The following is a 23,600-nucleotide window of genomic DNA, read 5'->3' as shown; positions in this document are numbered from 1 at the left end:
TTCAGGACACGGTGTCGTAGGCGGGGGGCGCTTCCCTCGGCATGCGGACCGTGAACGTCGTTCCGGCCTCTTCGCTGGAGGTCGCGCTCACGTGGCCTCCGTGCGCGCGCGCCACCTGCTGCACGATGTAGAGCCCCAGCCCCACGCTGCGCGAGGAGCGGCCTTCGTCATGGTGGCCGCGCCGCATGGCCTGGAAGAGGGTGGGCAGCATCTCCGGCGGAATGGGCCGGCCCCGGTTGTGGACTTCCAGGACGAGGTCGTCCCCCTCCTCGCGCGTGGACACCCGCACCGTGGAGCCCGGCTCGCCGTAGCGAAGGGCGTTGGTGACCAGGTTCTGCACCACCTGGCCCAGCCGCTCCTCGTCCCACGAGCCCAGGCCGTCGCCCTGTTGATCCAGGAGCACCTGCCGCTCCGGGAACGCCACCTGGACCTCTTCCAGCGCGTGGCGCGTGGCCTCGTGGAAGTCCATGCGGCGCCGCTGCACCGGCAGCCCTCCGCCCAGCCTCGCCTGCGTCACGTCCAGCAGGTCGCGGATGAGGCGGTTGGCGCGCTCGGCGCTGCTGATGATGCGACCGGTGTTCTTGGTCGCGCGATCCCCCAGGTCATCGCGCTGGAGCAGGGCATTCGCCGACAGGAGGATGGCGTTGAGCGGATTGCGCAGGTCGTGGCTGACGATGCCGATGAGCTGTTGCTCGAACTCCCGCTGCTCCCGCGCCTCCGCCTCGCGCCGGTGGCGTTCGGTGATGTCGCGGCTCACCGTGGCGATGCCCATGTCCTCGCCCGTCGCGGCATCGCGCAGCGTGAAGAAGTTGTAGTGGACGGGGATCGCCGCTCCGGTGCGGAAGTGGCGGAGACGGAACTCGCCGTCCCAGCGCCCGTGCTCGCGCAGCCTGGGCAGGATGACGTCGCGCACGTAGGCGCGGTCCTCTTCCAGGAAGTAGTCGAACAGGTGCGTGATCCGCACCGCCTCCGGCCCCTCCAGTCCCAGCATCCGCTGGCCCGCCTCGTTGACGAACAGCGCCCGTCCGTCCGGTCCTCCAATGCCGATGAGGTCCGAGGACTGCTCCACCACGGCAATCAGCTTCTCGCGCTCCCTCTCCGCCAGGCGCTGCTCCCGGCCCGCCCGAGCCGCCGCGAGGTTGCCCTCCACGCGCGCCAGCAGCTCCCGCGCGGAGAACGGCTTCACCAGGTAGTCGGTGGCGCCCATGCGCAGGCCCTCCACCGTGGCCTCCTCGCCGGCGCGCGCGGACAACAGGATGACGGGCACGTGCACCGTCGCCGGGTCCTCGCGCAGCCGCCGCAGGAGCCCGAAACCATCCAGCTCCGGCATCATCACATCGCTGATGACGAGGTCCGGCATCCGGGCCCTGCACGACTCCAGCGCCTCCAGCCCGTTCGCCGCGAGCGTCACCTCGAAGCGGTCCGCGAGCAGCGAATGCACATACGCGCGCATGTCCGCGTTGTCGTCCGCGAACAAGACATGGCCGCCCACGGTCCTCATGAGGGGCGCGGGGGCCGCGTCGACCGCGAGCATGGCCGGCGTACTCTCCGGCCCCAACCAGCCGGACGCCTCCTCCAGGAACGCCGCGGCGGTCGCGCTCGTCGGGACGCGCGCGGACGTGGACTCCGCCGTCTCCCGTGGAGCGTCAGCCATGGAGGACGCCTCCGCGGGCAGCGTCACCGTGAAGGTGCTGCCCTGGCCGGGACGGCTCTCCGCCTGCACGTCGCCGCCATGCAGGCGAACCAGCTCCCGCACCAGCGCGAGCCCGATGCCGCTGCCCTCGTAGCTGCGTCCCTGCGCGCCCTGCACGCGGTGGAAGCGGTCGAAAATGAGCGGCAGCTCCTCCGGTGGAATGCCCGTGCCGGTGTCCGCCACGCGCAGCTCCACCTGCGTTCCCTGCCAGCGCAGGCTCACGCGGATGCCGCCCTGGTGCGTGAACTTGAACGCGTTGGAGACGAGGTTGAGGACAACCTTCTCCCACTGATCCGGATCCACCTTCACGGGGTGCGGCAGCGGGGGACAGTCCACGTCGAGCGTCAGGCCCGCGCGCTCCACGGTGGAGCGGAAGCCGCTGGCGAGCCCGCGGGTGAGCGCGGCGAGGTCGGTGGGCACCGCGGTCGCGTGCAGGCGGCCCGCTTCGATGCGGGAGAACTCCAGCAGCGTGTTGACGAGCTTGAGCAGCCGCAAGCCATTGCGGTGCACCGTCCGCTGCCGTTCGAGCTGCCGGGGACCGAGCGGCTCCAGCGGGTCCTGGAGGCCGTCCTCCACCGGCCCCAGCATCAGCGCCAGCGGCGTGCGGAACTCGTGGCTCACGTTGCTGAAGAAGTCCGTCTTCGCGCGATCCAACGCGGCCAGCGCCTCCACGCGGCGACGCTCCTCCTCGCGGGCTCGGGCCTGGGAGATGGCCGTCGTCACGCCCCGGGCCAGCAGCTCCAGGAAGCCCCGGTACTTCTCATCCAGCGCCAGCCTGCGGCTCAGCCCTGTCACCAGGAAGCCCGCGGGCCGCGCATGCTCCACGCGCGGAAGGGGCTGCACCCACGCGGAGGCCGTTCCCTCCGGCCACGGCCCCACCGAGACGGTGCCTGTCTCCCCTGGCAGCCTCTCCCAGAGGAAAGCCGCGCGGGTGCTCGCGGCGTAGCCCAGGGGCCAATCCGCGCGCGACTGGCCCGTGCTGTCCGGGAGGGGAATCGACTCGGGAGCGAGCGCATCCCCCGCCGCTATCCCGCTCGTCCCGGCGAGCCGCGCGGTGCCGGTGGCGTCGTCCACCAGGTAGAGCAGGGCGAAGGGCACGTCGAGCGGCGCCGCGGCGATGACGCGCATGGCCTCGCGACAGGCGTCGTCCGTGGTGGCCCGGTCCGCGGTGGAGGCACCCAGTTCGCGCAGCATGTCCAGCCGCCGCGTGCCCACCACCTGTCCGGTGGTCTCCGTGAGCGCCGCGAAGATGCCCGCCACGTCGCCGGACTCGTCGCGCACGGGCGAGTGGCTGTAGGTGAAGTAGCACTCCTCGACGAAGCCGTTGCGGTCGAGCGGCATCATCAGGTCATTGACGAAGATGGCCTCGCCGGTCTGGCGCATGCGCTCCCAGCCGGGGCCGAGCATGTGCCAGACCTCCGGCCAGGTGACGGCCGCGGCCTGCCCCAAGGCGGCGGGGTGCTTCGTGCGCCCGCAGATGGGCCGGTACGCGTCGTTGTAGAACTGGACGAACTCCGGACCCCACGCGACGTAGAGCGGATAGTCGGACGCGAGCACGATGCTGACGGCCGTGCGCAGCGACTGGGGCCAGGTCTCCACGGGGCCCAGGGACGTCTTCGCCCAGTCCACCTGCCGAAGCAGGGCGCCACACGCGCCACCGCCTCGCAGGATGTCGTCCACCGCGCCCATGTGCCTCCACGCCCAGGCGCGCCTTCAAGAGTGGAGGCCACTGCTGGGTCATGGAACTTCGGGGTTTCGCGGGGCGATGGCCAGTGCGCAGAGTTGAGGCCCTGGCGAAACGTGCATCGATGAACGACGGTCGCCTGGAGGGTGACCAGGCAACCGTCCGCGGCCCAGGTCACCGGACCGCGCGCATCACGGTCCGCTCACCTTGAAGTTGTCGATGGCCAGACCGCAGTTGGTGAACGTCGAGGTGCTGGTGAATTCGATCCGCGTGGTGGTGCTGGTGGCGGTGAACCCGTACATGCGCGGTTGGCTCCATGCGCCGGACGTCGTGGAGAACGCGGAGGTTTTCGGGCCGTAGCTGATCGTAGCCTCCCGCCTCACGGTGGCGCAGGCAGGGCTGACGGATGCGTAGAAGGTGATCGAGTAGTAGGCGCCGACCACGGTGGGGACGTCCTGGTACAAGGAACCCCAGTCGTAGCCGTTGAGGTCGATGGACTGCACCCCATCCTGCGCCGCCTTGTACGGACTCTTCATCACCTTGATGGCGGAGGTGATGGTCCACCCCGGCAGTGCCGTGCTCCCGGCGTTGAGGATGACGGAGTTGACCGAGCCAATGGCGTGGGTCTCGAAGCTGCCATTGGTGGCGACGTTGATGCCCTGCTCGACGCTGCTCAGCTCCGGCTCGGTGAGCGCGGCGTCCGGCCCTCCACAGCCCGCCAGCGTGAAGAGGCCAAAGCCCACCAGGGTGCCAAGACGCAGCATGTGATTGCCATTCATGTGGTGTGATTCCCGTTGAGATGTGTCGCCCGTGCTTCATGACGGGCGAAACACACTCTAGGTGTGTTCACTCCCAGTGTGTATGGCTTGGCGGGTGATGTCATTGCGCTGACTGCTGCCCTCCAGGCGGGTCAGAACCGGAGGCTGCGCCTGTGGAATGGAGCAGGGCGGCCATGCGACCCCGGGTCCACCGTCCAGGAGCAGAGAGGGCCGCCGCCCCACGAGTAGGGGAGCAGCGGCCCTGAGCCCGCATGGATCAGCGGACCGCTTGCATCACGGCCCGTTCACCTGGAGGTTGTCGATGGCCAAGCCGCAGCCGACGCCACCGGAGGTGCTGGTGAGGGTGATGCGCGACGTGGTGCTGGTGGCGTTGAAGACGTAGGTGCGCAGGCCCCAGGACGCGGACGCGTTGGAGAAGCTGGCGCTGGACGGGCCGTAGTTGATGGTGGCCGACCGGGACACGGTGGCGCAGGCGGGGCTGTTGGACACGTAGAACGTCACCGTGTAGCCGCCCCCGACGACGGTGGGCACGTCCTGGTACAGGGAGCCCGCGCCCAGGCCGTTGAGGTCGATGGACTGCACGCCGTTCTGCGGCGTCTTGTACGTGTTCTTCATCACCTTGATGCCCGCGGTGATGGTCCATCCCGGCAGCGCCGTGCTACCGGCGTTGAGGACCACGTAGTTGAAATTGCCGATGGCGTTGTTCTCGAAGCTGCCGTTGGTCGACACGAGGATGCCCTGCTCGACGTTGCCGAGTTCCGGCTCCTGGATCACGGAATCCGGGCCCCCACAGCCCATCAGCGCGAAGAAGCCAAAGCCCACCACCGCGCCGCGACGCAGCATTTGCTTGCCATTCATATGATGTGATTCCCCCTGAGATGTGTTTCGCCCGCGCGTCGTGCGACAGGCGAAACATACCGTACATGATTTCACATGAAGTGTGTGAAACTTCACATTGGTGGTTGCTGGGTCTGTTGGTGCCCAGGCGGGTCAGGGGGCCATGCAACCGCCTGAGGCTGGGGGGCTGATCAGGTGTCCGGCAGCCAGGGAGCAGGATTGGACGCTGCGCAGGTGGATGAATCCCGCGGCGCCTCCGCCTCCGCCGCCGCTACCTTCGGTGCCAAAGCCATCCCTGATTCCGTCAGTGCCCTTGACGGGTGCAGAAATGCCTGCGCCACCGGCACCGCCAGCGCCTCCTGTGGCGGTCCCCCCGGTACCGCCAGCGGCCGGCGTCGCGGAGTCCTCGCTGCCATTGGCTCCACTCACGCCATCATTGTTGGTGCTGGAACCCCCCTGGCCGCCGCCGCCGCCATTGGCGGTGATGCGAGCACTCACAGTGAGCGTCACTTGGAAGGCTTCGAGCACTACCCGGCCGCCGCTGCCGCCACCGCCACCGCCACCGCCGATGCCCTGCTGGCCTCCGAAACCGCTCGCGCCGACGGCCTTCGAAATTGTCAGGTTGCGCGCGACCGACAGTTGGATGGCGCCTCCTCCGGCTCCACCCGTGCCGGGCGTTGCGGAACCATTGCCGCCACCGTTGCCGCCCGGGCAGCCTCCCAGAAGGGGCTCGGCCCCGGTGGGCCGGAAGGTACCTGCGGTACCATGGTTCTGACTATTGAGGCCCTTGCCTCCGTCCACGCCAGGGGTGCCATTTCCCGCGCCGCCGCCACCACCGCCACTCTTGTTGCTGTACGTGCCGTTGCCTCCCTGGGAGGTGCCGCAGGCCGCAGTGGGGTTCGTGATGCTGCCCGAAGCCAGGATCGACTGGCTGAGGCTTACGTCGCCATAGACAGCCAGGATGACGGGGGAGGGGCCCGTGATTCGCAGGGTTCCATTCAGCTCGAGGGTCCGTACCGGGATGAGCAGCACGGGCGGATTCCCATTCTGCTGCGGCATCGACACGATCTTGAGTGACGCCACGGTGGAGATGGCACTGGCGGGGTTCCAGCTCAGGTCGGCGGTGTTGAAGGTGATGTCCGCGCTGGTCTTGAGCTCACCGATGTCCGCGGCCGCGATGGAGTTCGGGTCGAAGTTGTAGGGCCGGTAGGGGAACGGGGCGCACGTGAGGTCCGCCTGGCACACGCCGGGAACGCCTCCTGAGGTCGTGCAGGTTCCGTTGACATCGGGCTCGAACTCGCACTCGGTCGTGGCCGTGCAGACTTGCTTGACCCGTTGGCACCGCGGCGGCGTGCAGGCCCTGGGCACTCCCACGCACTTCCCGTTCCCATCACAGAGGTCCGGCTCGGTGCACGTGATGTTGTCCTGGCAGGGCGTCGTGTTGGGGCTCGGCGTGAATTCACAGGTGCCGGTGTTCACGTTGCAGGTGCCCTGGGCCGCCAAGCACTTCTCCGTGGTGGTGCAAGACAGCGGGGTGCCCGAGCACGTCCCGTTGGCGTCGCACTTGTCTGCGTTCGTGCACTTGTTGCCGTCGTCGCAGGCCTGTCCCTCGGGGGAACTGACGGTCTCGCACATGCCGGTGTCGGGCTTGCACTCCTGCCGTGGCTGGCACGCGCCGCCGGACTGGGGGCAGGTCTTCGTTCTCTCGGGGGCACACCGCGCCTCGATGCCCGTGCCCACACAGCGATCATTCAGCGTGCAGGCATCGCCGTCGTCGCACTGCGTGCCCAAGCAGTTCGCCTCCTGGCAGCCCACCAATTCATTGCAGTTGAAGTCCACGGTGGAACCGCAGGACTCCGGGGCGTTCGGGTGCACGGCCGGGTTCGAATCGTCGCAGTCGGGCCTCTCCGATCCAGGCGCTTCCGCGAAGTAGCCATCACCATCCGCGTCCGTTGCCCGCAGCGTCACGCTCCAGTCGGCGGAGGTCCCCGGGGGGACGTCCATCGAGGGATTGCGGCGAACCTCCACGACCGTTCCCGCACATTGCGTGCCGCTGACCGCGCTGAACGAAGTCACCGTGAGATGCATCAGCCGGTTCCAGTCCGCCTTGCGGACCATGGCGAGCCGAAACTCCTTGGCGCCGGGATCCTGGAACTCACTGGAGGGGACGTCTGTCTTCACTTCATGGACGCCGTCCTCCACCTCCACGCGTACGCAGCGGGGCTCCAGGGAGACGTACTTCACCGTCACGCGAAGCACGCCCTCGGCGGGATCCTTCGTACGGCAGGCGGACAGCAGCACCACGCAGGTCAATAGACAGAACAGACGCATGGTGCCGCACTGTACCCGCCAGCACTCCATTGCTGGAATTCCAGGCGGGAGGCAGGTCAGGGAGGGATGCAGCCTCCCGTGGCCGCGGGGCTGATCACATGCCCGGCTGCCTGAGTGCAGCTCTGGACGCTGCGCAGGTGGATGGAGCCCACGGCGCCACCGCCGCCGCCGCCACCGCCGTTTGCGCCAAGGGCTGTTGTCCCATCAGTGCCTGTGACGGGATTGCTCGAAGCGCCACCTGCGCCGCCGCCGCCACCCGTAACGCTGTCGCCTGTGCCGCCTCCCGCGCTACTTCCGCTGTTCTCTCTGCCACTCGCGCCATCCCCGCCGTTGTTCGCGAGAATGCCACTGGCGCCGCCGCCCTGACCGCCGCCGCCACCATTGGCGGTGAGTCGCGCATCCGAACTCAGGTTCACCAGGAAGGCTTCCAGCACGATGCGGCCCCCGCTTCCGCCTCCTCCACCGCCCGCCGCCTGGGTGGGGGAGGTGTTCGCCTTACCGCCCAGGCCGCCGCCACCACTCACGGAAAGGACCTTCCCGACGGTGAGCGTCCTGGCGACAGAGATTTGGAGGGCGCCACCGCCAGCACCGCCCAGTCCACCGGCCGTGGTGCCCGTGCCTCCGCCATTGCCTCCCTGGCACCCTCCGATGAGCGGCGTGAATGTCGAGGACTGCTGTGGGCCTGCGTCGCCCCGAGTGGCATTGGCGTTGTAGCCCCTTCCTCCATTCGCTCCAGCCGTCGCTCCGCCCGCGCCACCACCTCCGCCGCCCTGCCCCCCGCTGTACGCTCCGTCCTTTCCCTTCGACGACGCGCACTGCTGATTGCCGCCGCCGCCCGGAACCGGCGCACCGTTCACGATGCGCCCGCTGGCCAGGATGTCGTGGTTCAGCGTCGCATCCCCATACACGGCGAGGATGACCGGACGGGTGCCCACGATGCGCAGTTCGCCGCCCAGGGCTAGGGTCCGCACCGGGATGAGCAGGATCTCCGGGGCACCGCCCGACTGGGGCTGCGTGAGGACCTTGAAGGCGGTGGTGTCCGGGCCTCCGTTCGCCTGGGGCGTCCAGGTTCGCGTCCCCGTGTCGAACACCACCGGCCCGGTGGTCCTCAGTTCGCCGATCTCACCGCCAGGAATGACGTTCGGATTGAAGTTGCTGGGCGTGTAGGGGAACGCGATGCACAAGCCCGTCGCGGTGCACACGCGCGGCGTCCCCGAGTTGTTCTCGCTGCAGGGCTGGTTGAGCTGCGCCGGGTCCCCCGCGTAGACGCAGGAGTTGTTCGCCGTGCAGCCCGCGACGGTATTGCACTCCGTGGGAGGGCAGGGCGTGTCCGTCCCGATGCACGTGCCATTGCCATTGCAGAAGCCCGGATCATGGCAGGCGTCGCCGTCCGTGCAGGAGGTGGTGACCGGCTTGGAGGCGTACGCACAGGTGCCATTGGTCGGATTGCAGGTGCCCGTGGACTCCTGGCACTGGGAGTTCGCTGGCGTGGTGCACGTCTTCAGGGTGCCCACGCACTGCTTGTCGGCCGTGCAACGGCCATCGGTCATGCACAGGTTGCCGGGGTCGCAGGCGGCGCCCACCTGCACGTTCCCTTCGATGCACGCACCCGTGGAGGTCTCACACGTCACCGTCGACTGGCACTGACCCACGGGCTGCGTGCACTTGGGTGTGCCACCTCCGCACTGCGCCGCCGTCCCCACGCCGATGCACCGCTTGCCCGTGTTGCACAGGTCGCCGTCCGTGCACGTCTTCTCCGCGCAGTCACTGTCCGCGCACGCCTTCTTCCCATCACAGTCGTAGTCGATGGACGTGTCGCACTGCTCCACCGCGCCCGGTCGGACGTCGGCCCGCGTGTCGTCGCAGTCGGAGATGCCAGCCCAATCGATGCCGGTAGGGGAGCCGTCGCCGTCGCCGTCCAACGCCATCAATGCCACGTCGAAGCGCGTGTACTCCTTGGGGACGACGGTGAGCGCGGGGCTCGTGAATCGCTCCACCGGCTCCCCCGCGCATCGGTTGCCCTCGGTCACCGCGTACGACGACACCGTGATGCCCAGCGTCGCGTCCCAGTCCACCTTCCGGCGCACCGCGACCAGGACTTCATTCTTCTCCGCGTTCTTGAACTGGCCGGACGGGATGTCCGTGGCTTCCTGGTTCCCCTTCGCGTCCTTGGCCTCCACGCGCACGCACGCGGGCTTGAAGGTGCCGTACTTCACGGACACGCGGACGGCTCCCTCGTCGGGAGCCTTCGCGCCACAGGCGGCCAGCAGCAACGCACATCCCAACAGGCAGAGCCGATACATGACTCCTACTGTACCTGCCGTCCCCTCTCCGCTGAAACCTGGCGGAAGGGGAGAGGTCAGGGCTGCGTGCAGGAAGTGGAGGCGGGTGGACTGATGACATGCCCGGTGGCCAACGCGCAGGGTTGCACGCTGCGCAGGTGGATGATGCCGACGCTACCGCCACCGCCACCGCCAGACCCTTCAGTGCCGAAGCCGTCCCGGGTTCCATCCGTGCCCTTGGCGGGGGGCGCCGTCCCAGCGCCGCCGGCACCGCCCGCGCCCCCGGTGTCATTTCGCCCCGTTCCGCCACCGGCAGGAGTTGCTGAGTCCTGACTGCCGTTGGCTCCAGGGTTCCCCGCGTTGCTGGTGGTCGTTCCGCCCTCACCACCACCGCCTCCATTGGCAGTGATGCGAGCGGCGGCGGTGAGATTCAGCTGAAAGGCTTCCACCGCCACCTGGCCGCCGCTGCCGCCACCACCGCCGCCCCCCGCGGTGCCGCCGGCTCCACCATTCCCACTCGAGGAGAGGGTCTTATCAATCGTCAGGGTGCGTGCGACGGAGAGCTGGATGGCACCTCCTCCAGGTCCGCCCTTGCTGCTGCTGGACGAGCCCGCACCGCCGTTTCCACCCGGGCAGCCACCCAGAAGCGGTACGGGCCCGGTGGCGCGGTTGATGCCCGCAGTGCCCTGGTTGTTATTGTTGTTGTAGGACTTGCCCCCGTCCGCACCGGCGGTGCCGTTGCCCGCACCGCCACCGCCACCACCCGTACTGCCGACGACGGTCCCCGCGCCGCCCTGGGACGTACCGCACGCGGTGCTGGGGTTGTCGATGGTGCCCGTGGCGAGAATCGACTGGGCCACGGTCGCCGATCCGTAGACGGCGAAGATGACGGGGTTGGGACCGGTGATGGTGAGGCTTCCATTCAGCTCAAGGACCTTCACCGGGATGAGCACGGCCTGTGGGTTTCCGGCGCCCTGGTCAAGCAGCACGAACTTGATCGTGTCCCGGGTCGGGACCTGGCCTTGCGGAGACCAGGTCCGACTGGTGGTATCGAACGTCACATTCCCGGAGGTCCTGAGCTCACCAATGTCCGCGCCCGCGATGGTGTTCGGATCGAAGTTGGAGGGCTGATAGGGGAACGAAGAGCAGCTGGCGTCCGCCATGCACACGCCTGGAACTCCACCCGAAGTCGTGCAGGCCCCGTTGAGGTCCACCTCGTATTCGCACTCGTTGTTCGCCGAGCACTGCTGCTTCACGCGATAGCAGGGATTTGGCGTGCAGATTCCAGGCGTGCCCACGCAGTTTCCGCTTCCATCGCAGTGGTCGCCCGTAGTGCACGTGAGCGGGTCCTGACAGGAGGTGGTGGCCGGAAGCGGGGTGAAGACACAATTGCCAGTGTCCGGATTGCACAAACCTTGATTGGCCAGACACTGAGCCGTCGTGTTGTCGCACGTGCGCGCGGTGCCCGCGCACTTCCCGTCGGCCCCGCACTTGTCTGCGTTCGTGCAGAGGTTCCCGTCGTCACATGTCTTGCCGACCGTGGACTCTGTGGCCTCGCAGAGTCCGGAGGCGGGATTGCACGCCTGACGTGCGTCGCAGACGCCCGTGGGCTGGGTACACATCGTCGTCTGCGTGGGCACGCACTTCGCATCCAGGCCCGAGCCCTCGCAGCGGTCCCCCGTCGTGCAGGCATTGCCGTCGTCGCAAGGATTGCCCCAGCAGTTCGCCTCCTGGCAGCCCGTCCGCTCGTTGCAGTTGAAGTCCACGGTCGAACCACAGGTCTCCACGGCGCCAGGGTACCTAGCCGGGTCCGAGTCATCGCAGTCCTCGGGCTCGTCCCACATGGCCCCGGCCAGATGGCCGTCCCCATCCCCGTCCGTCGCCTTCAACTTCACATCGAAGTTCGTGAACTTCTTGGCGACGATGGAGAGGGGCCCACCGCTCGAATGCTGCTCCACGAAGGGGCCGTCACAACCGGTCGCGGTCGCGGACGCGTATGAAGACGCCGTCACGTTCAGCGCTGTGTCCCAGTCCGCCTTCCGGCGCACCGCGACCAGGACTTCGTTCTTCTCCGCGTTCTTGAACTGACTGGAGAGGATGTCCGTCCGGTCCCCATGCCCGTTCGTGTCCTCCACCTCCACGCGCACGCACGCGGGCTTGAAGGTGCCGTATTTCACGGACACACGGATGGCGCCTTCGTCGGGAGCCTTCTCCCCACAGGCGGCCAGGAACACCACACATCCCAACAGGCAGAGCCGATACATGGCGCTGCACTGTACTCAACACTTCCCGGGGCAGGGGAGCGGGGCCGGTAAGACCCCGACTCCCCGTCAACAGGGGAACTCAGCCGCGCAGGGCCACCACGGTGACACCGTCGCCGCCCTCGTGGCTCTCGCCGGGGCGGAACATGCGGATGTAGGGCGAGGCGGCCAGGTGGTCCCGGATGGCCTGCTTGAGGGCTCCGGTGCCGTGGCCGTGGATGATGAGCGCGGCCTCCTCACCCTTGCGCAGGCCCTGGTCCAGGAACGTCTCCAGCTCCGCCAGCGCGTCGTCCGCGCGCATGCCTCGCACGTCGCAGCGGAAGTTCGTGGCCTCCACCTGCGACGGCGCAGCGGAGGCCGCTCGCTTCAGGGCCGCTTCGCCCTTCCGCTGCTCCGGGAACTTCGCCTGCTGCGGCTTCTTGCCCCGCGAACCGGACAGCTCCGTCGTGGCCACGCGCATCTTCAGCGCGCCGCCCGCGGACACCACCGCCTGGCCTTCCGTCAGCTCCAGGATCTCCACGTCCCGGCCCAGGCCGGAGTGGTGCACCCACGCGCCCACCTTGAGGGTCGCGGGCCCCGGGGCCTCCACCTGGAACAGCTCCGCCTTGGCCGCCGCCGCGCGCTTCTGCGCCTCGTCCGAGCGCTGCTGCAACTGCTGCCGTGCCTCGGAGAGTGCCTTCTCGTTCTGCTCCGAGCGCAGCTTCACCAGCAGGTCGCGGACCTCCTGGGCGGCGTGCTCGCTGGCCGCGTGCACGTCCTCGTTGAACTGCATCATGCGGCCCTTGCGCTCGCGCTCGAAGGCGACCTTCTGCTTCTCCAGGTCCGCGCGGAGGGCCTCCGCCTCCTTCGCCGCGATGCGCGCCTTCTCCAGCTCCTCGGAGAGCTTGCGCCGCTCGTCCTCCGCCGCCGCCAGTGCCTTGGTGAGCGGGCCGCCCGCGTTGAGCGACAGCTCCCGCGCGCGCTCGCACACGGAGGTGGGCAGGCCCACCCGCGCCGCCACGTCGATGGCGGACGACTGGCCGGACGCGCCCATCTGCAGCCGGAACGTGGGCGCCATCCGCTTGGAGTCGAAGCCCACTCGCGCGTTGAGGAAGCGCGGATCCATGTGCGCCAGCGCCTTGAGCTCCTCCAGGTGCGTCGTCACCAGGACGTACACCCCCTTGCCCAACAGCTCCTCCAGCACCGCGATGGCGATGGCCGCGCCCTCGCGCGGATCCGTGTCCGAGGCGATCTCGTCGATGAGCACCAGCGAGTCCGTCCCCACCGCCGCCAGGATGTCGCGGAGCAGGGTGACGTGGCCGCTGAACGAGGACAGGCCCTGGGACAGGTCCTGCGTGTCTCCCACGGTGGAGTGCACGGAGCGGTACAGCGGCATCCGCGACCCTTCGCCCACCGGGATGGGCAGGCCCGCGCGCAGCATCAGCGCGCACAGCCCCACGCCCGTCAACGTCACCGTCTTGCCGCCCGCGTTGGGGCCGGACACCACCAGCGCCCGGGCGCTTTCGGTGAGCGTCACGTCGTTGGACACCACCTCCGTGCCCTTGAGCACCAGGCGCGGGTGGCGCAGCGCGCGCAGCTGCAGTTCCTTCACATCCACGAAGGTGGGCGTCGTGGCGTCCAGGTCCGCGGACAGGATGGCGATGGCCTCCACCTCGTCCAGTTCCGCCACCGCCTCCAGGCCCTCCAGCATGCGCGCGGACTCGCGGCCCACGAGCCGGCTCAGCTCTTGGAGGACCTTCAGCTCCTCCTCCGCGACCTCCGACTGCGCGATGGCCAGGTCGTTGCCCAGGCCCACCATCGCCTGGGGCTCCATGAAGAGCGTCTGCCCCGTCTGGCTGGCGTTGTGGACGATGCCGTCCACCTCCGCGCGGTAGTTCGACACCACCGGCACCACGTACCGCCCGTTGCGCAGCGTGTAGTAGTTCTCGCGCAGCTTGGTGGTGAACGTCAGGTCGTGGAGCATCTCGTCCAGGCGCGATTTGATCCGCCGGTGCAGGCCGCGTGCTCGGTCGCGCGCTTCCTTCAGTTCGGGGCTGGCGCGGTCGGAGATGGTTCCGTCCGGTTCGAAACACTGATCCAACCGGCGCGCCATGGCCTCCAGGAAGGGCAGGCGCTTGGAGATCTCCACCAGGCGGGGGACGCGCTCCTTGCGCTCGTCCAGGGCCTCGCGGGTGCGGGCGAAGGCGAAGAGCAGCTGGGCCGCGTCGATGAGCTGGCGGGGCTCCAGCACGCCGCCCTTCTCCGCGTGGCCCACCGCGGTGCGCAGGTCCGTCACGCCGCCCAGGGGCATGGAGAACTGCTGCTGGGAGAGGAAGCGGGCCTCGTCGACGAGCGCCAGCGCTTCGGTCACCTCCGTCTCGGTGTCCAGGAATGGACGGGCCAGCACCCGCTCCCTTCCTGGCTCGGTGCGGCAGCGCTGCGTCAGCGCGCGGAGCACTTCCGGGAAACCAAGGTCTTCCAACGTCCTTTGGGAAATCTGCACGCTCATGGGTTTCATGCGAGGCCGGGTGTCCGTCAAGAGGAAGTATTGAGGTGGCCCACCGGGACCTGCTATCTGCCAACCATGATGTGGGTTCTCGTGGCGGCGCTGCTGGCGGGCGCGTCCGACGCACCGGCCTCTCCGGTCCTGACGGCGCAAGCGGCTCCGGCCCCCAGTCCGCTGGCGGATGCGCTGGCGCTGGAGACCTCGGGCAACGACGCGGGTGCACTCGTCGCCCTGGAGCGGCTGATTACCAACCAGCCCCGCTGGGAGTTGCCCCGGCTCGAGGCCGCGCGGCTGCTCCTCAAGGGAGGCAGCGCCCCGGAGCTGGCGCGCGCGGGCAGCCACCTGGACGCGGCCCTGCGCGAGGCCCCGGACAACCCCCGCGTGTACTTCCTCCAGGGGCAGCTCCTGGAGGAGAAGAGCGCCACCTTCGACGCCATCCGCGCCTATGAGAAGGCGGTGACCCTGCGCCCGTCCTATGACGACGCGCGCTTCCGGCTCGCGGGCCTCTGGGCGCAGGCGGGGGACTGGCTCAAGGCGGAGCTGCACTACCGCCCCCTGTCCAAGTCCCGGCCCGCGTGGGTGCAGGTGCGCATGCAGCTGGCGGCGGTGCTGGAGAAGCAGGGCCGCACGCTGGACGCGGAGCGGGAGTTCCTGGCCGCGCGCGACGCCCAGCCGGACAACCCGGGCGTCCTGAGGACCCTGGCGGCCTTCTACGAGCGGACGGACAGGCCCCAGCTCGCAGCGAAGGTGAGGGCGCAGCTGACGGCGCCAGAGAAGCGCAACATGCGGGCCCTCAAACCTTCAAAGCGCTGACAGCGAGCGGCGGGGCGCGGTCCGTGGCGATTGCTTCGCGCGACGCGCTGCATACACTGCCCCCGCTTTGAAGACCGCCAACCTCGCCATCGTCTTCACCGACATCAAGGGCTTCACCGAACGCACCAGTCGGCAGACGCTGGAGGAGAACCAGCGTCTGCTCCAGGTGCACGACGCGTTGCTCGCGCCGCTGTTCAAGGCGTTCGGTGGACGCATCATCAAGTCGATTGGGGACGCGTTCCTCGTCACCTTCGAGTCCCCCACCCAGGCGGTGCTGAGCGGCATCGCCATCCAGGACCGGCTCTGGCACCACAACCGGCATCTGCTGGAGGACGAGCAGATCCACGTGCGCGTCGCGGTGAACGTGGGCGAGGTGCGGGTGGAGAACAACGACATCTTCGGCGAGCCGGTGAACATCGCCGCCCGCGTGGAGGGCATCACCGACGCGGACGAGGTCTTCTTCACGGAGGCCGTCTACCTCTCCATGAACAAGGCGGAGGTTCCGTCGCAGGAGGTGGGCTCGTTCGAGCTGAAGGGCATCCCCGGGAAGATCCGCGTCTTCCGCGTGCCGCGCGCGCCCTACCGGGTGCTGGCGCCGGCGGCGCCCGACGCGGTGCTGCCCTCGCCGGAAGAGGCGGCCTCGCTGCCGCCCTACGGCAACCTGGCCCTGGCACGCGTGGACTCGAACCTGGACCTGGGTCAGCGCGCGGCGGCGGGCGCGGTGGCGGTGGGGCAGCGGGCCACGGTGCTGGGCAAGCAGGCGCGCACCGCGACGGATGCGCTCTGGGCGCGCGTGTACGCGAAGCTGCCGCCCGCCATCACGACGAAGGTGTCGTCCACCGTGGCGGGTTGGGGCGTGTGCGCGGGGATGCTGGGGGTGGTGCTGGTGGGCGGGGGGCTGCTCGTCAGCGGAGGCGGCCCCGCGATGCGGGCCATCCGCGACGTGGAGGGTGCCTCCGGCCCGGAGAAGACCCAGCGCGTGAGCGAAGCGCGGCGGCTCATCAATCTGGAGGATGCGGACCAGCGCAACTACCTCAATGGGCGGCTGGATGAAGCGCAGGGCAAATGGGGCACCGCGGTGGGCCTCTACGCGGCGGCGGTGCGCAAGGACAGCAACAGCCGCGCGGAGTCCCGGCTCATCTCGCTGCTGAAGCACGAACAGTGCGGCGTGCGCTCCAGCGCGGCGACGGCCGTGGGCAGCCTGCGCCTGGAGGACGCGCGCGGCGCGCTGAAGTCCCTGGCCGACGACGGAGGCCCGAACGAAGGGTCGTCCGGAGGGTTCCTCGGCCTGGGCACGTGTGACTCGAAGCAGGCGGCGGCGGACGCGCTCAAGCGTCTCCCCGCGAACTGACCCTTCCTGCGCCCGCGCGTATCCGCGGGACGAGGCGACTGAACGTGACGAAGGTGAAGACGGGACTGGATGTGTGGGCGGCGCAGGGGTTCTCCGCGCTCAAGGGCAAGCGCGTGGGCGCCATCGTCAATCCCACGAGCGTGGACTCGCGCTTCCGCCACCTGGCGGATCTGCTGGCCGGCACGGACGGCGTGACGCTGGCGGCGCTCTTCGGGCCGGAGCACGGCATCCGCGGTGAAGCCCAGTACATGGTGGCCGTGGACGAGGCGCGCGACCGCAAGACGGGCGTCCCGGTGCACAGCCTCTATGGCTCCACCTTCGAGTCGCTCTCCCCGCGCCAGGAGTGGCTGAAGGGGTTGGACGCGCTGGTGTTCGACATCCAGGACGTCGGCAGCCGCTACTACACCTACGTCTACACCATGGCCCTGGCGATGAAGGCCGCGGCCCAGGCCCGCGTGCCGTTCTACGTGCTGGACCGGCCCAACCCGTTGGATGGGGTGACGCTGGAGGGCAACCTCGTGGGGGAGAAGTTCCGCTCCTTCGTGGGGCTGTACGCGCTGCCCAACCGCCACGGCATGACGGCGGGGGAACTGGCCCGGCTGTTCAACGCGCAGGAGGGCTTCGGCTGTGAGCTCACGGTGGTGCCGTGCGAGGGCTGGACGCGCGACATGCACTGGAGCGACACGGGCCTGCCGTTCCTGCCGCCGTCGCCCAACATGCCCACCGCGGACACGGCGCTGGTGTACCCGGGCATGTGCCAGCTGGAGGGCACCAACGTGTCCGAAGGCCGCGGTACCTGCCGGCCCTTCGAGCAGTTCGGCGCGCCATGGGTGGACACGGATCAGCTGATGGCGCGGCTGGACAGGGAGCGGCTTCCGGGCGTGGCGTTCCGTCCGGTGGGCTTCACCCCCACGTTCGACAAGTACACGGGCCAGTCGTGCAGCGGGGCCTTCATCCACGTCACGGACCGCAAGTCGTTCCAGCCGCTGCGCACGGGCATCGCCATCACCCAGGCGCTGCACGACATCGGGCCGGGGCAGTTCGCCTGGCGGGCGGACGCGTACGAGTTCGTGGAGGACGTGCCCGCGTTCGACCTGCTGTGCGGCACCGACCAGGTGCGTCGCGGCATCGAGGAGGGGTGGTCCCTGGACCGGATGCTCGAAGGCTTCGAGGCGCAGACGGAGGCCTTCCGCAAGCGCCGCGAGCCCGCCCTGCTGTACGCTTCCTCGCGGTGACCTCCACGTGATTGGTGTCTTCTCCGATACGCATGGCGACCTGGACGCCTTCGACGCCGCCTATGAGTTGCTGCGTGCGAAGGGCGCCCGGCGCTTCCTCTTCACCGGCGCGCGCTACACGGACCTGGATGAGTGGGTGCTGTGGCGCCGCAAGAAGAGCCGGGGAGGGCGCGAGTACTCGGACGCGGACTTCCTGGCGGACGTGACGCAGTGGCTGGTGGCGCCCCAGGACGGCCTCGGGCGCACGCCCGCGTCCCGCGAGGCCCCCTCGGACCTGGCGTCCGAGGACGACCGGCGGCTGGTGATGGAGCGCTTCGTGCGCGTGCCGGACCGCGACTCGCTGGCGTACCGGGACCCCGCCGTGGCCAACAAGGCCATGGACCTGGTGGGGGACACGCTCTGCTGCGTGGTGCATGACAAGAACGACCTGGTGCGAGACGACCTGCTCAACGCGCAGGTGTTCATCCACGGCAAGGAGTCCGAGCCGGCGGTGGTGCAGATTGGCCCGCGCTACTTCGTGACGCCGGGCCGGCTGGTGGGGGCCGCGGAGCAGACGTGCGGCCTGTTGGAGAAGGCGGAGCGCAACCTGAGCTTCTCCGCGTTCCGGTTGGATGGACACCTGGTGCTGCCGCCCCGGGTGCTGCTGGTCGATTCGCGCTCGACGAAGCTCACCGTCAAATAAGAGGCCCGCCGTGAAGGTCGCGCTGCTCGGAGGCTCGTTCAACCCGCCGCACGTGGGCCACCTGATGGCGGCCTCCTACGTCCACGCGACGCAGGGCGTGGATGCCGTCTGGCTGATGCCCACGTTCCACCATCCGTTCGGCAAGCAGCTGGAGCCCTTCGAGGCGCGCGTGCGCATGTGCGAGGCGCTCTGCCGCGAGACGTCCGGCTGGCTCCAGACGAGCCTGGTGGAGCGCGAGCTGGGCGGCGGCGGACGCACGGTGGACACGCTGGCGTACCTGGTGGAGCGCCACCCGGACACGCGGTTCTCGCTGATCATCGGCAGCGACATCCTGAGGGACCTGCCGCAGTGGAAGGACTTCGACCGCATCCAGCGCATGGCGCACGTGACGGTGCTCTACCGCGCGGGCTACCCGGCGCCGGACACGGTGGGGCCGCCGCTGGCGGAGGTGTCCTCCACGCAGGTGCGCGACCAGCTGACGCGCGGCCTGGAGCCGTCGGAGCTGGTGCCCTCCGCGGTGCTCCAGGTGGCGCGCGATGAAGGCCTGTATGGCCTGCGCGGGCCTCGCTAGAAGGTCATCCCGATGATGTGCAGGTCGCCGAAGCCGTCATCGAAGCGGTGGGCGTACTGGTAGAAGAGCGAGAGCGCGTAGGCCTGTCCCATGGTGAGCCGCAGCGTGGCGGAGCCGCCCACCGCTCCGTGGTTCGTCCGGTTGTCCGTGCGCGCGAGCGAACCGAACGCGTCCAGCTCCAGCTGGCTGACGAAGAGGGACGGCAGCACCCACAGGGTGGATGCCCAGCCGTAGTCGATGATGAAGCGGTAGCGGTAGCGCGCGTTGGCGAGCAGCACGTTGCGCGCGCGGAAGGTGTGGTCCTCGTAGCCGCGCAGGTACTCGCTGAAGGCGAGGCCCGGCTGGAGCTGGAGCGGCAGGCCCCCTTCGGTGGTGCTGTCGCGGTTGATGAAGAAGGCCTGGCCCGGGAGGATTCCGCCGACCTCCAGCAGGTCATCCGGCGCGCCGGGCAGGGCGCGGCCCGCGACGGAGAGCAGGAGGTTGTCCTTGCCGATGAAGGGCAGGCCGCCCAGGTAGCCGTCCACGCCCAGGCGCACGTCGCCCACGGTGGAGTCGCGCGCGAAGGCCTTCGGGAAGATGCCGCCGCTCACGGACAGGCCCAGTCCGCGCTGCGTGCCGCCGTAGGACGTGCCCTCTCCGGCGAAGTACGACGCGGCGACCTCCGGTCCGATGAGGCGCGTGGTGATGGACGGCCGGCGATCCGTGGCGTCGAAGCGGCGGTCGAGCGCGAGCACGCCGAAGCTCACGGGGGTCGTCCAGAACGTGCGGGACGCGAACACGGTGGCCTGCAGGTCCGTGCGCTCGTTCTCGCGCAGGCGTGACGCGGAGACCTGGAGGTAGAAGGGCGACAGCATCGCGTTGCCGTACGCGAACGACACGCCGGGCTGCTTCTCCTTCATGTCATACGTCAGCGTGAGCGCGTAGGCGTTGAAGCCCAACCGGTCCTGGCCCGCGATGGAGATGCCACCCGCGAAGTACGGGTCGTTCTCGTCGACGTCGTTGGGCACCGTGTAGAAGTAGGGGACGCGGTAGTTCGGGATGAAGAAGCCTTCGAGCGGCGAGTAGGGCTCGTCGGTCAGCACGTCCACCGCGTGGCCGACGACGGCCGGAGGCGTCACGGGCGCGTCCACGTCATGGGCGGGATCCACGGGCAGGGGCGGCGGCGCCACCGGTGCCAGGGGGACGTCGGCAGCGGCCTGCGTGGGGGCATCCGTCGGAGGCGCGGGCTGGCCTGGGAAGGCGACGAAGCCCTCCTGTGCCTCCGTGCCCTGTGCGGCGGCCTCCGTCTCCGGTGCCGGTGCGGTCGCGACGCTCTCTGCCGGCGGTTCGGGCGTCGCGCTCAGCTCCGCCAGGGCTCCCGTGAGGGGCGCGCGGTCCACGGTGAAGTTGATGCCGTCGCGGTTGAGGAAGACCACGGCGTCCCCGCCCGCGGGTGCCGCGTCCATCACCAGGATTGGCGCATCGGTGACGCGGGCGATGCGCCGGGTGGACACCGTCATCACGTGCGCTTGGAGCCGGCCTTCGTGCTCGCGCAGGAAGACGAGGTGGTCGTCGTCCAGCCACCGGGGCGAGTAGTTGAACAGCCCATCCCGCGTGAGCCAGCGCAGCGAACCGTCCGGCTCGCGCAGCACCAGGTCCCACCCCTCCACGCCGTTCATGGGGAACACGTACCGTGCACCGTCCGGTGACGTCACCGGCGTGCCCAATGCCGTGTGCGCCTTGAAGTCCGTCAGCCGCTCACGCTGACCGCTCTCCAGATCCAACCGCACGAGGTTGGCCGCGTCGCCGCTCACCTCCACGAACACGTAGGACCGGCCATCCGCCGTCAGGTCGCCGCCCATGCCCACCAGGTCGTCCCACAGCCGCACCACGTCACCCGTGCGCGCGTCCACCCGCCACAGCTTCCCCGTGTAGCTGCCCACCGAGTCGATGTCCGCGCTGACCAGGTACAACCACTGGCCGTCCCGGCTGAACGTCATGCCGCTGACCAGCGACGGGCTGGCCACCACCCAGCGGCGCCCCGGCAACAACCGCACCAGCGCGCGGCTGAAGCGCTCGCGGCCGTCTCGCTCGAGCACGGTGAGGTGGGTGATGGCTTCACGGCCCACGCTCACCAGCGCAGTGCTGCCGTCGACCGGGTTCGCGACGAGCCGCGAGAAGTAGCCCGCATCCCGCGCGAGCACCTGCTGCGTGGCGGGGCGCTCGCGAAGCTGGAGGTCCTTCTGGAGGCTCTGCTCGTACTCGCTGAACAGCGAACCGATGTCCTTGCCGTACACCCGCTTGAACCGCAGCGTCACCGCGAGGGGTGGGAACAGCGAGCTGCCCTGTTCGTCCACCAGCTTCCACAGACGCTTCTCGCCGTACGTCTTCGCCAGGTACTCGACGAAGTTCATACCGGTCAGGTAGTTGCCGCCGAACGGATCCAGCGCACGGTTCTCCGGTGACAGGTAGCCCGCGTTGAGCTCGCCCTTCTGGGCCACCACCGCGCCCTCCCACCAGCCGCGCCACACCGGGCTGTAGGGACGTCCCGTGTCCTTGCCCAGCCGGCCCTCGTAGTAGGTGGCCAGGCCCTCCAGGAACCAGGACTCGGTGAAGATGTTGGGCTGGAAGAGGCCGCCCGTGACCTGGTTCAGGACGTTCCACAGCCCGCCCACCTGCTGCATCTGCACGTAGTGGACGGACTCGTGACAGGCCACGTCGCCGATGTCCGTCTCACCCAGACCCAGCAGGTTGAACTGCTCCAGTGTCATGTGCTGCGGCAGCACCATCTGCTGCGGCGTGCTGGCGAACTCCGACTGGACGTACGCGTTGTTGAAGTCCGCGCTCGTCAGGTAGACGAGCACCCGCTTGCGCTCGGTCTTGCTCCACGCGTCGCCGCGCAGCCGCTCCACGCAGCCTTCCATCCGGGCGGCCACCCGCAGCGCCGTCCCGCGCAGATGGACCGGGTAGTACAGCTCCATCGACCGCGTGGTCAGCTTGTGCATGTCGTCCCGGGCAAACGACGCCTGGACGTTCTGCGGGAAACGGGGTGCGACGAAAGCACACCCCGACGTCAGCAGCAGGAGACAAGCGAGGATGGCGGGCTGGCGGGCAGGCCCGCGAGAAGCTGACATGGCGGTGCATCCTACCGAGCACAAATCGTAGTCAGGAACGCGTTTTTCACGATAAGGGAACGCGTCGCATTCCTCACAGGAACCTTCCCATGACCGAACCCGCCGAGCCCCAGGGGCTCCCTGTTCCGCAGCACGTCCACAATGCGCAGCTCCAGCTTTCCGCCGCGTTGGAGAAGGCCAGCGGCGCGCCGGTCGACCTGACGAAGGCTCCGTGGGCGGACGTGGAGACGTCGGTCATCCAGCTGCTGGGCGGCCGGTTCGACCCGAACAACCCGAACCACCAGGGTGCGGCGCTGGGCCTGGCGGGCGGCTTCGCGCTGCGCCTCATCTCCGAGCACCAGGCGTTCTGGTTCCCCAACCGGGACTCGCCGGAAGGCGCCTCGCTGGGCTTCCCCGAAGCCATCATCATGCTGTCCCCGTTCGGGGCGGTGATGGACGCGCTGGCGCAGGGCAAGTTGACGCGGCTGGACGACCTGGCCGCCGACATCCGCCGCTCGCTGGGACAGGTGAAGTTCGGCACCAACCCGGCGCAGGCCCTGGGCGGAGGTCAGCCCCAGCGGCTGGGGCCCCAGGAGTACCAGCGCCTGTTCGACCCGGGCTTCCTCCAGTTCATCGTGGTGGATCCGGCCAAGACGAAGCAGGCGCTGGAGGCGAAGACGGACGCGCTGGCGCGCGACGTGCGTGACGCGCTGGGCCGCACCCAGCCTCCGCTGCCGCCGGAGGCCCGCCAGCAGTTCGAGGGGCAGATCGTCACGTCGCTGCAGCGCATGGAGCAGGGCAAGACGCTGGCGGAGCAGGCCGAGCGCGCCCCGCGGCTCGCGGAGCTGCTGACGCACCTGGTGGCGACGGTGGGCGGCACGGGCTCCGCGCCGGAGGAGTTCTGGCACGACGTGGTGCTGCCGCTGCTGTTCATCGGCACGCCCGCGAGCTTCCCGCCGCTGGATGACGACGAGCTGGAGGCGTTCAAGCAGGGCGCGGATCCGCTGGCGCTCTTCGTGGACGTGGTGCCGCACTCGCACCGCGCGCCGGACGAAGGCTTGCTGGGCGCGTTCGAGATGTCGGAGATCGGCCTGGTGCACCCGGCCTTCCAGAAGGTCGGCGCGCTGCGCCTCATCCGGATCAACCCGGACCGGCTGAAGCCGATGCTGGAGAAGTACGACCCGAACGCGACCATGGACGCGGTGCAGCGCTTCACGGCGCACGTGTCCCAGGCGGCGGGCAAGCCGGCCGCGGAGTCTCCGCAGGGCAAGGAGATGCTGCAGGCGGCGCTGACGCTGCTGGCGGACCTGAAGCGCTCCGTGTCGGTGGGCGGCGACATCTGCCTGCGCCGTCTCACGGAGGCCGAGGCCGCTTCCGAGCAGGCGCTGGCCATCGTGCGCCGCGCGCTGCAGAGCCCGCGCATCATCCTCACCTAGTCCGGTGGGAGGGGCGCGCGTCCGGGGCGACCGGGACGCGCGCCGTTACGTCTTCGCGAGCAGGGCTT

14 protein-coding genes are annotated in these 23,600 nt (G+C 69.3%); 6 read left to right on the top strand and 8 right to left on the bottom strand.

Annotated features, from left to right (window positions below):
- Position 1: 1 nt before the first annotated feature.
- The 7 genes from D7Y04_RS46610 to D7Y04_RS29900 all read right to left on the bottom strand — a co-directional run bounded on the left by D7Y04_RS46610 (position 2) and on the right by D7Y04_RS29900 (position 14,355).
- Positions 2-3,382: an ATP-binding protein gene (locus D7Y04_RS46610; RefSeq protein WP_121761478.1), complete on the bottom strand. Its 3,381-nt coding sequence runs from the start codon at positions 3,380-3,382 to the stop codon at positions 2-4.
- 186 nt (positions 3,383-3,568) lie between these two features.
- A complete protein-coding gene (locus D7Y04_RS29925) occupies positions 3,569-4,156 on the bottom strand; it encodes a DUF642 domain-containing protein (protein ID WP_121761477.1) in 588 nt (195 codons plus the stop codon).
- A gap of 273 nt (positions 4,157-4,429) precedes the next feature.
- Positions 4,430-5,014 (bottom strand): DUF642 domain-containing protein, encoded by a 585-nt coding sequence (locus D7Y04_RS29920; protein ID WP_121761476.1) that lies wholly within the window; start codon positions 5,012-5,014, stop codon positions 4,430-4,432.
- Positions 5,015-5,146: 132 nt separating this feature from the next.
- Positions 5,147-7,324: a putative metal-binding motif-containing protein gene (locus D7Y04_RS29915; RefSeq protein WP_121761539.1), complete on the bottom strand. Its 2,178-nt coding sequence runs from the start codon at positions 7,322-7,324 to the stop codon at positions 5,147-5,149.
- A gap of 56 nt (positions 7,325-7,380) precedes the next feature.
- The gene (locus tag D7Y04_RS29910; RefSeq protein WP_121761475.1) at positions 7,381-9,627 is read right to left on the bottom strand and encodes a putative metal-binding motif-containing protein; all 2,247 of its coding nucleotides are present in this window, start codon (positions 9,625-9,627) and stop codon (positions 7,381-7,383) included.
- 56 nt (positions 9,628-9,683) lie between these two features.
- Complete coding sequence (locus tag D7Y04_RS29905) at positions 9,684-11,870, bottom strand: putative metal-binding motif-containing protein (RefSeq protein WP_120599756.1); 2,187 nt, start codon at positions 11,868-11,870, stop codon at positions 9,684-9,686.
- Positions 11,871-11,949: 79 nt separating this feature from the next.
- Positions 11,950-14,355, bottom strand: coding sequence for an endonuclease MutS2 (locus tag D7Y04_RS29900; protein ID WP_120599755.1), 2,406 nt, complete (start codon positions 14,353-14,355; stop codon positions 11,950-11,952).
- A gap of 75 nt (positions 14,356-14,430) precedes the next feature.
- Here D7Y04_RS29900 and D7Y04_RS29895 point away from each other — a divergent pair, with 75 nt between their 5' ends.
- The 5 genes from D7Y04_RS29895 to nadD all read left to right on the top strand — a co-directional run bounded on the left by D7Y04_RS29895 (position 14,431) and on the right by nadD (position 19,004).
- Positions 14,431-15,165 carry a hypothetical protein gene (locus D7Y04_RS29895; RefSeq protein ID WP_120599754.1) on the top strand — a complete coding sequence of 245 codons (735 nt, stop codon included), beginning with the start codon at positions 14,431-14,433 and terminating at the stop codon, positions 15,163-15,165.
- Positions 15,166-15,232: 67 nt separating this feature from the next.
- The gene (locus D7Y04_RS29890) at positions 15,233-16,516 is read left to right on the top strand and encodes an adenylate/guanylate cyclase domain-containing protein (protein WP_121761474.1); all 1,284 of its coding nucleotides are present in this window, start codon (positions 15,233-15,235) and stop codon (positions 16,514-16,516) included.
- 44 nt (positions 16,517-16,560) lie between these two features.
- Complete coding sequence (locus D7Y04_RS29885; RefSeq protein WP_121761473.1) at positions 16,561-17,751, top strand: exo-beta-N-acetylmuramidase NamZ domain-containing protein; 1,191 nt, start codon at positions 16,561-16,563, stop codon at positions 17,749-17,751.
- 7 nt (positions 17,752-17,758) lie between these two features.
- Entirely contained in the window at positions 17,759-18,433 is a 675-nt protein-coding gene (locus tag D7Y04_RS29880; protein WP_121761472.1) for a hypothetical protein, read from the top strand.
- A gap of 10 nt (positions 18,434-18,443) precedes the next feature.
- Positions 18,444-19,004, top strand: a complete 561-nt coding sequence (nadD, locus tag D7Y04_RS29875) for a nicotinate (nicotinamide) nucleotide adenylyltransferase (RefSeq protein WP_120598149.1) — start codon at positions 18,444-18,446, stop codon at positions 19,002-19,004.
- Here the strand turns inward: nadD and D7Y04_RS29870 are convergent.
- Complete coding sequence (locus tag D7Y04_RS29870) at positions 19,001-22,117, bottom strand: hypothetical protein (protein ID WP_121761471.1); 3,117 nt, start codon at positions 22,115-22,117, stop codon at positions 19,001-19,003. The genes nadD and D7Y04_RS29870 overlap by 4 nt on opposite strands.
- An 89-nt stretch (positions 22,118-22,206) precedes the next feature.
- Between D7Y04_RS29870 and D7Y04_RS29865 the strand changes: the two genes are divergently transcribed.
- Complete coding sequence (locus D7Y04_RS29865; RefSeq protein WP_120598151.1) at positions 22,207-23,532, top strand: hypothetical protein; 1,326 nt, start codon at positions 22,207-22,209, stop codon at positions 23,530-23,532.
- The last annotated feature ends 68 nt before the right edge of the window (positions 23,533-23,600 follow it).

Source organism: Corallococcus sp. AB038B (assembly GCF_003668955.1).
Lineage (GTDB): Bacteria > Myxococcota > Myxococcia > Myxococcales > Myxococcaceae > Corallococcus > Corallococcus exiguus.
Note: the sequence above shows the minus strand (reverse complement) of the source record. Positions and strands in the feature narration are given on the sequence as shown.

Bases quoted from the DNA above. Each gene is read 5' to 3' on its own strand.
- D7Y04_RS46610 (WP_121761478.1), bottom strand. From the start codon at position 3,382: ATGGGCGCGGTGGACGACATCCTGCGAGGCGGTGGCGCGTGTGGCGCC.
- D7Y04_RS29925 (WP_121761477.1), bottom strand. From the start codon at position 4,156: ATGAATGGCAATCACATGCTGCGTCTTGGCACCCTGGTGGGCTTTGGC.
- D7Y04_RS29920 (WP_121761476.1), bottom strand. From the start codon at position 5,014: ATGAATGGCAAGCAAATGCTGCGTCGCGGCGCGGTGGTGGGCTTTGGC.
- D7Y04_RS29915 (WP_121761539.1), bottom strand. From the start codon at position 7,324: ATGCGTCTGTTCTGTCTATTGACCTGCGTGGTGCTGCTGTCCGCCTGC.
- D7Y04_RS29910 (WP_121761475.1), bottom strand. From the start codon at position 9,627: ATGTATCGGCTCTGCCTGTTGGGATGTGCGTTGCTGCTGGCCGCCTGT.
- D7Y04_RS29905 (WP_120599756.1), bottom strand. From the start codon at position 11,870: ATGTATCGGCTCTGCCTGTTGGGATGTGTGGTGTTCCTGGCCGCCTGT.
- D7Y04_RS29900 (WP_120599755.1), bottom strand. From the start codon at position 14,355: ATGAGCGTGCAGATTTCCCAAAGGACGTTGGAAGACCTTGGTTTCCCG.
- D7Y04_RS29895 (WP_120599754.1), top strand. From the start codon at position 14,431: ATGATGTGGGTTCTCGTGGCGGCGCTGCTGGCGGGCGCGTCCGACGCA.
- D7Y04_RS29870 (WP_121761471.1), bottom strand. From the start codon at position 22,117: ATGTCAGCTTCTCGCGGGCCTGCCCGCCAGCCCGCCATCCTCGCTTGT.
- D7Y04_RS29865 (WP_120598151.1), top strand. From the start codon at position 22,207: ATGACCGAACCCGCCGAGCCCCAGGGGCTCCCTGTTCCGCAGCACGTC.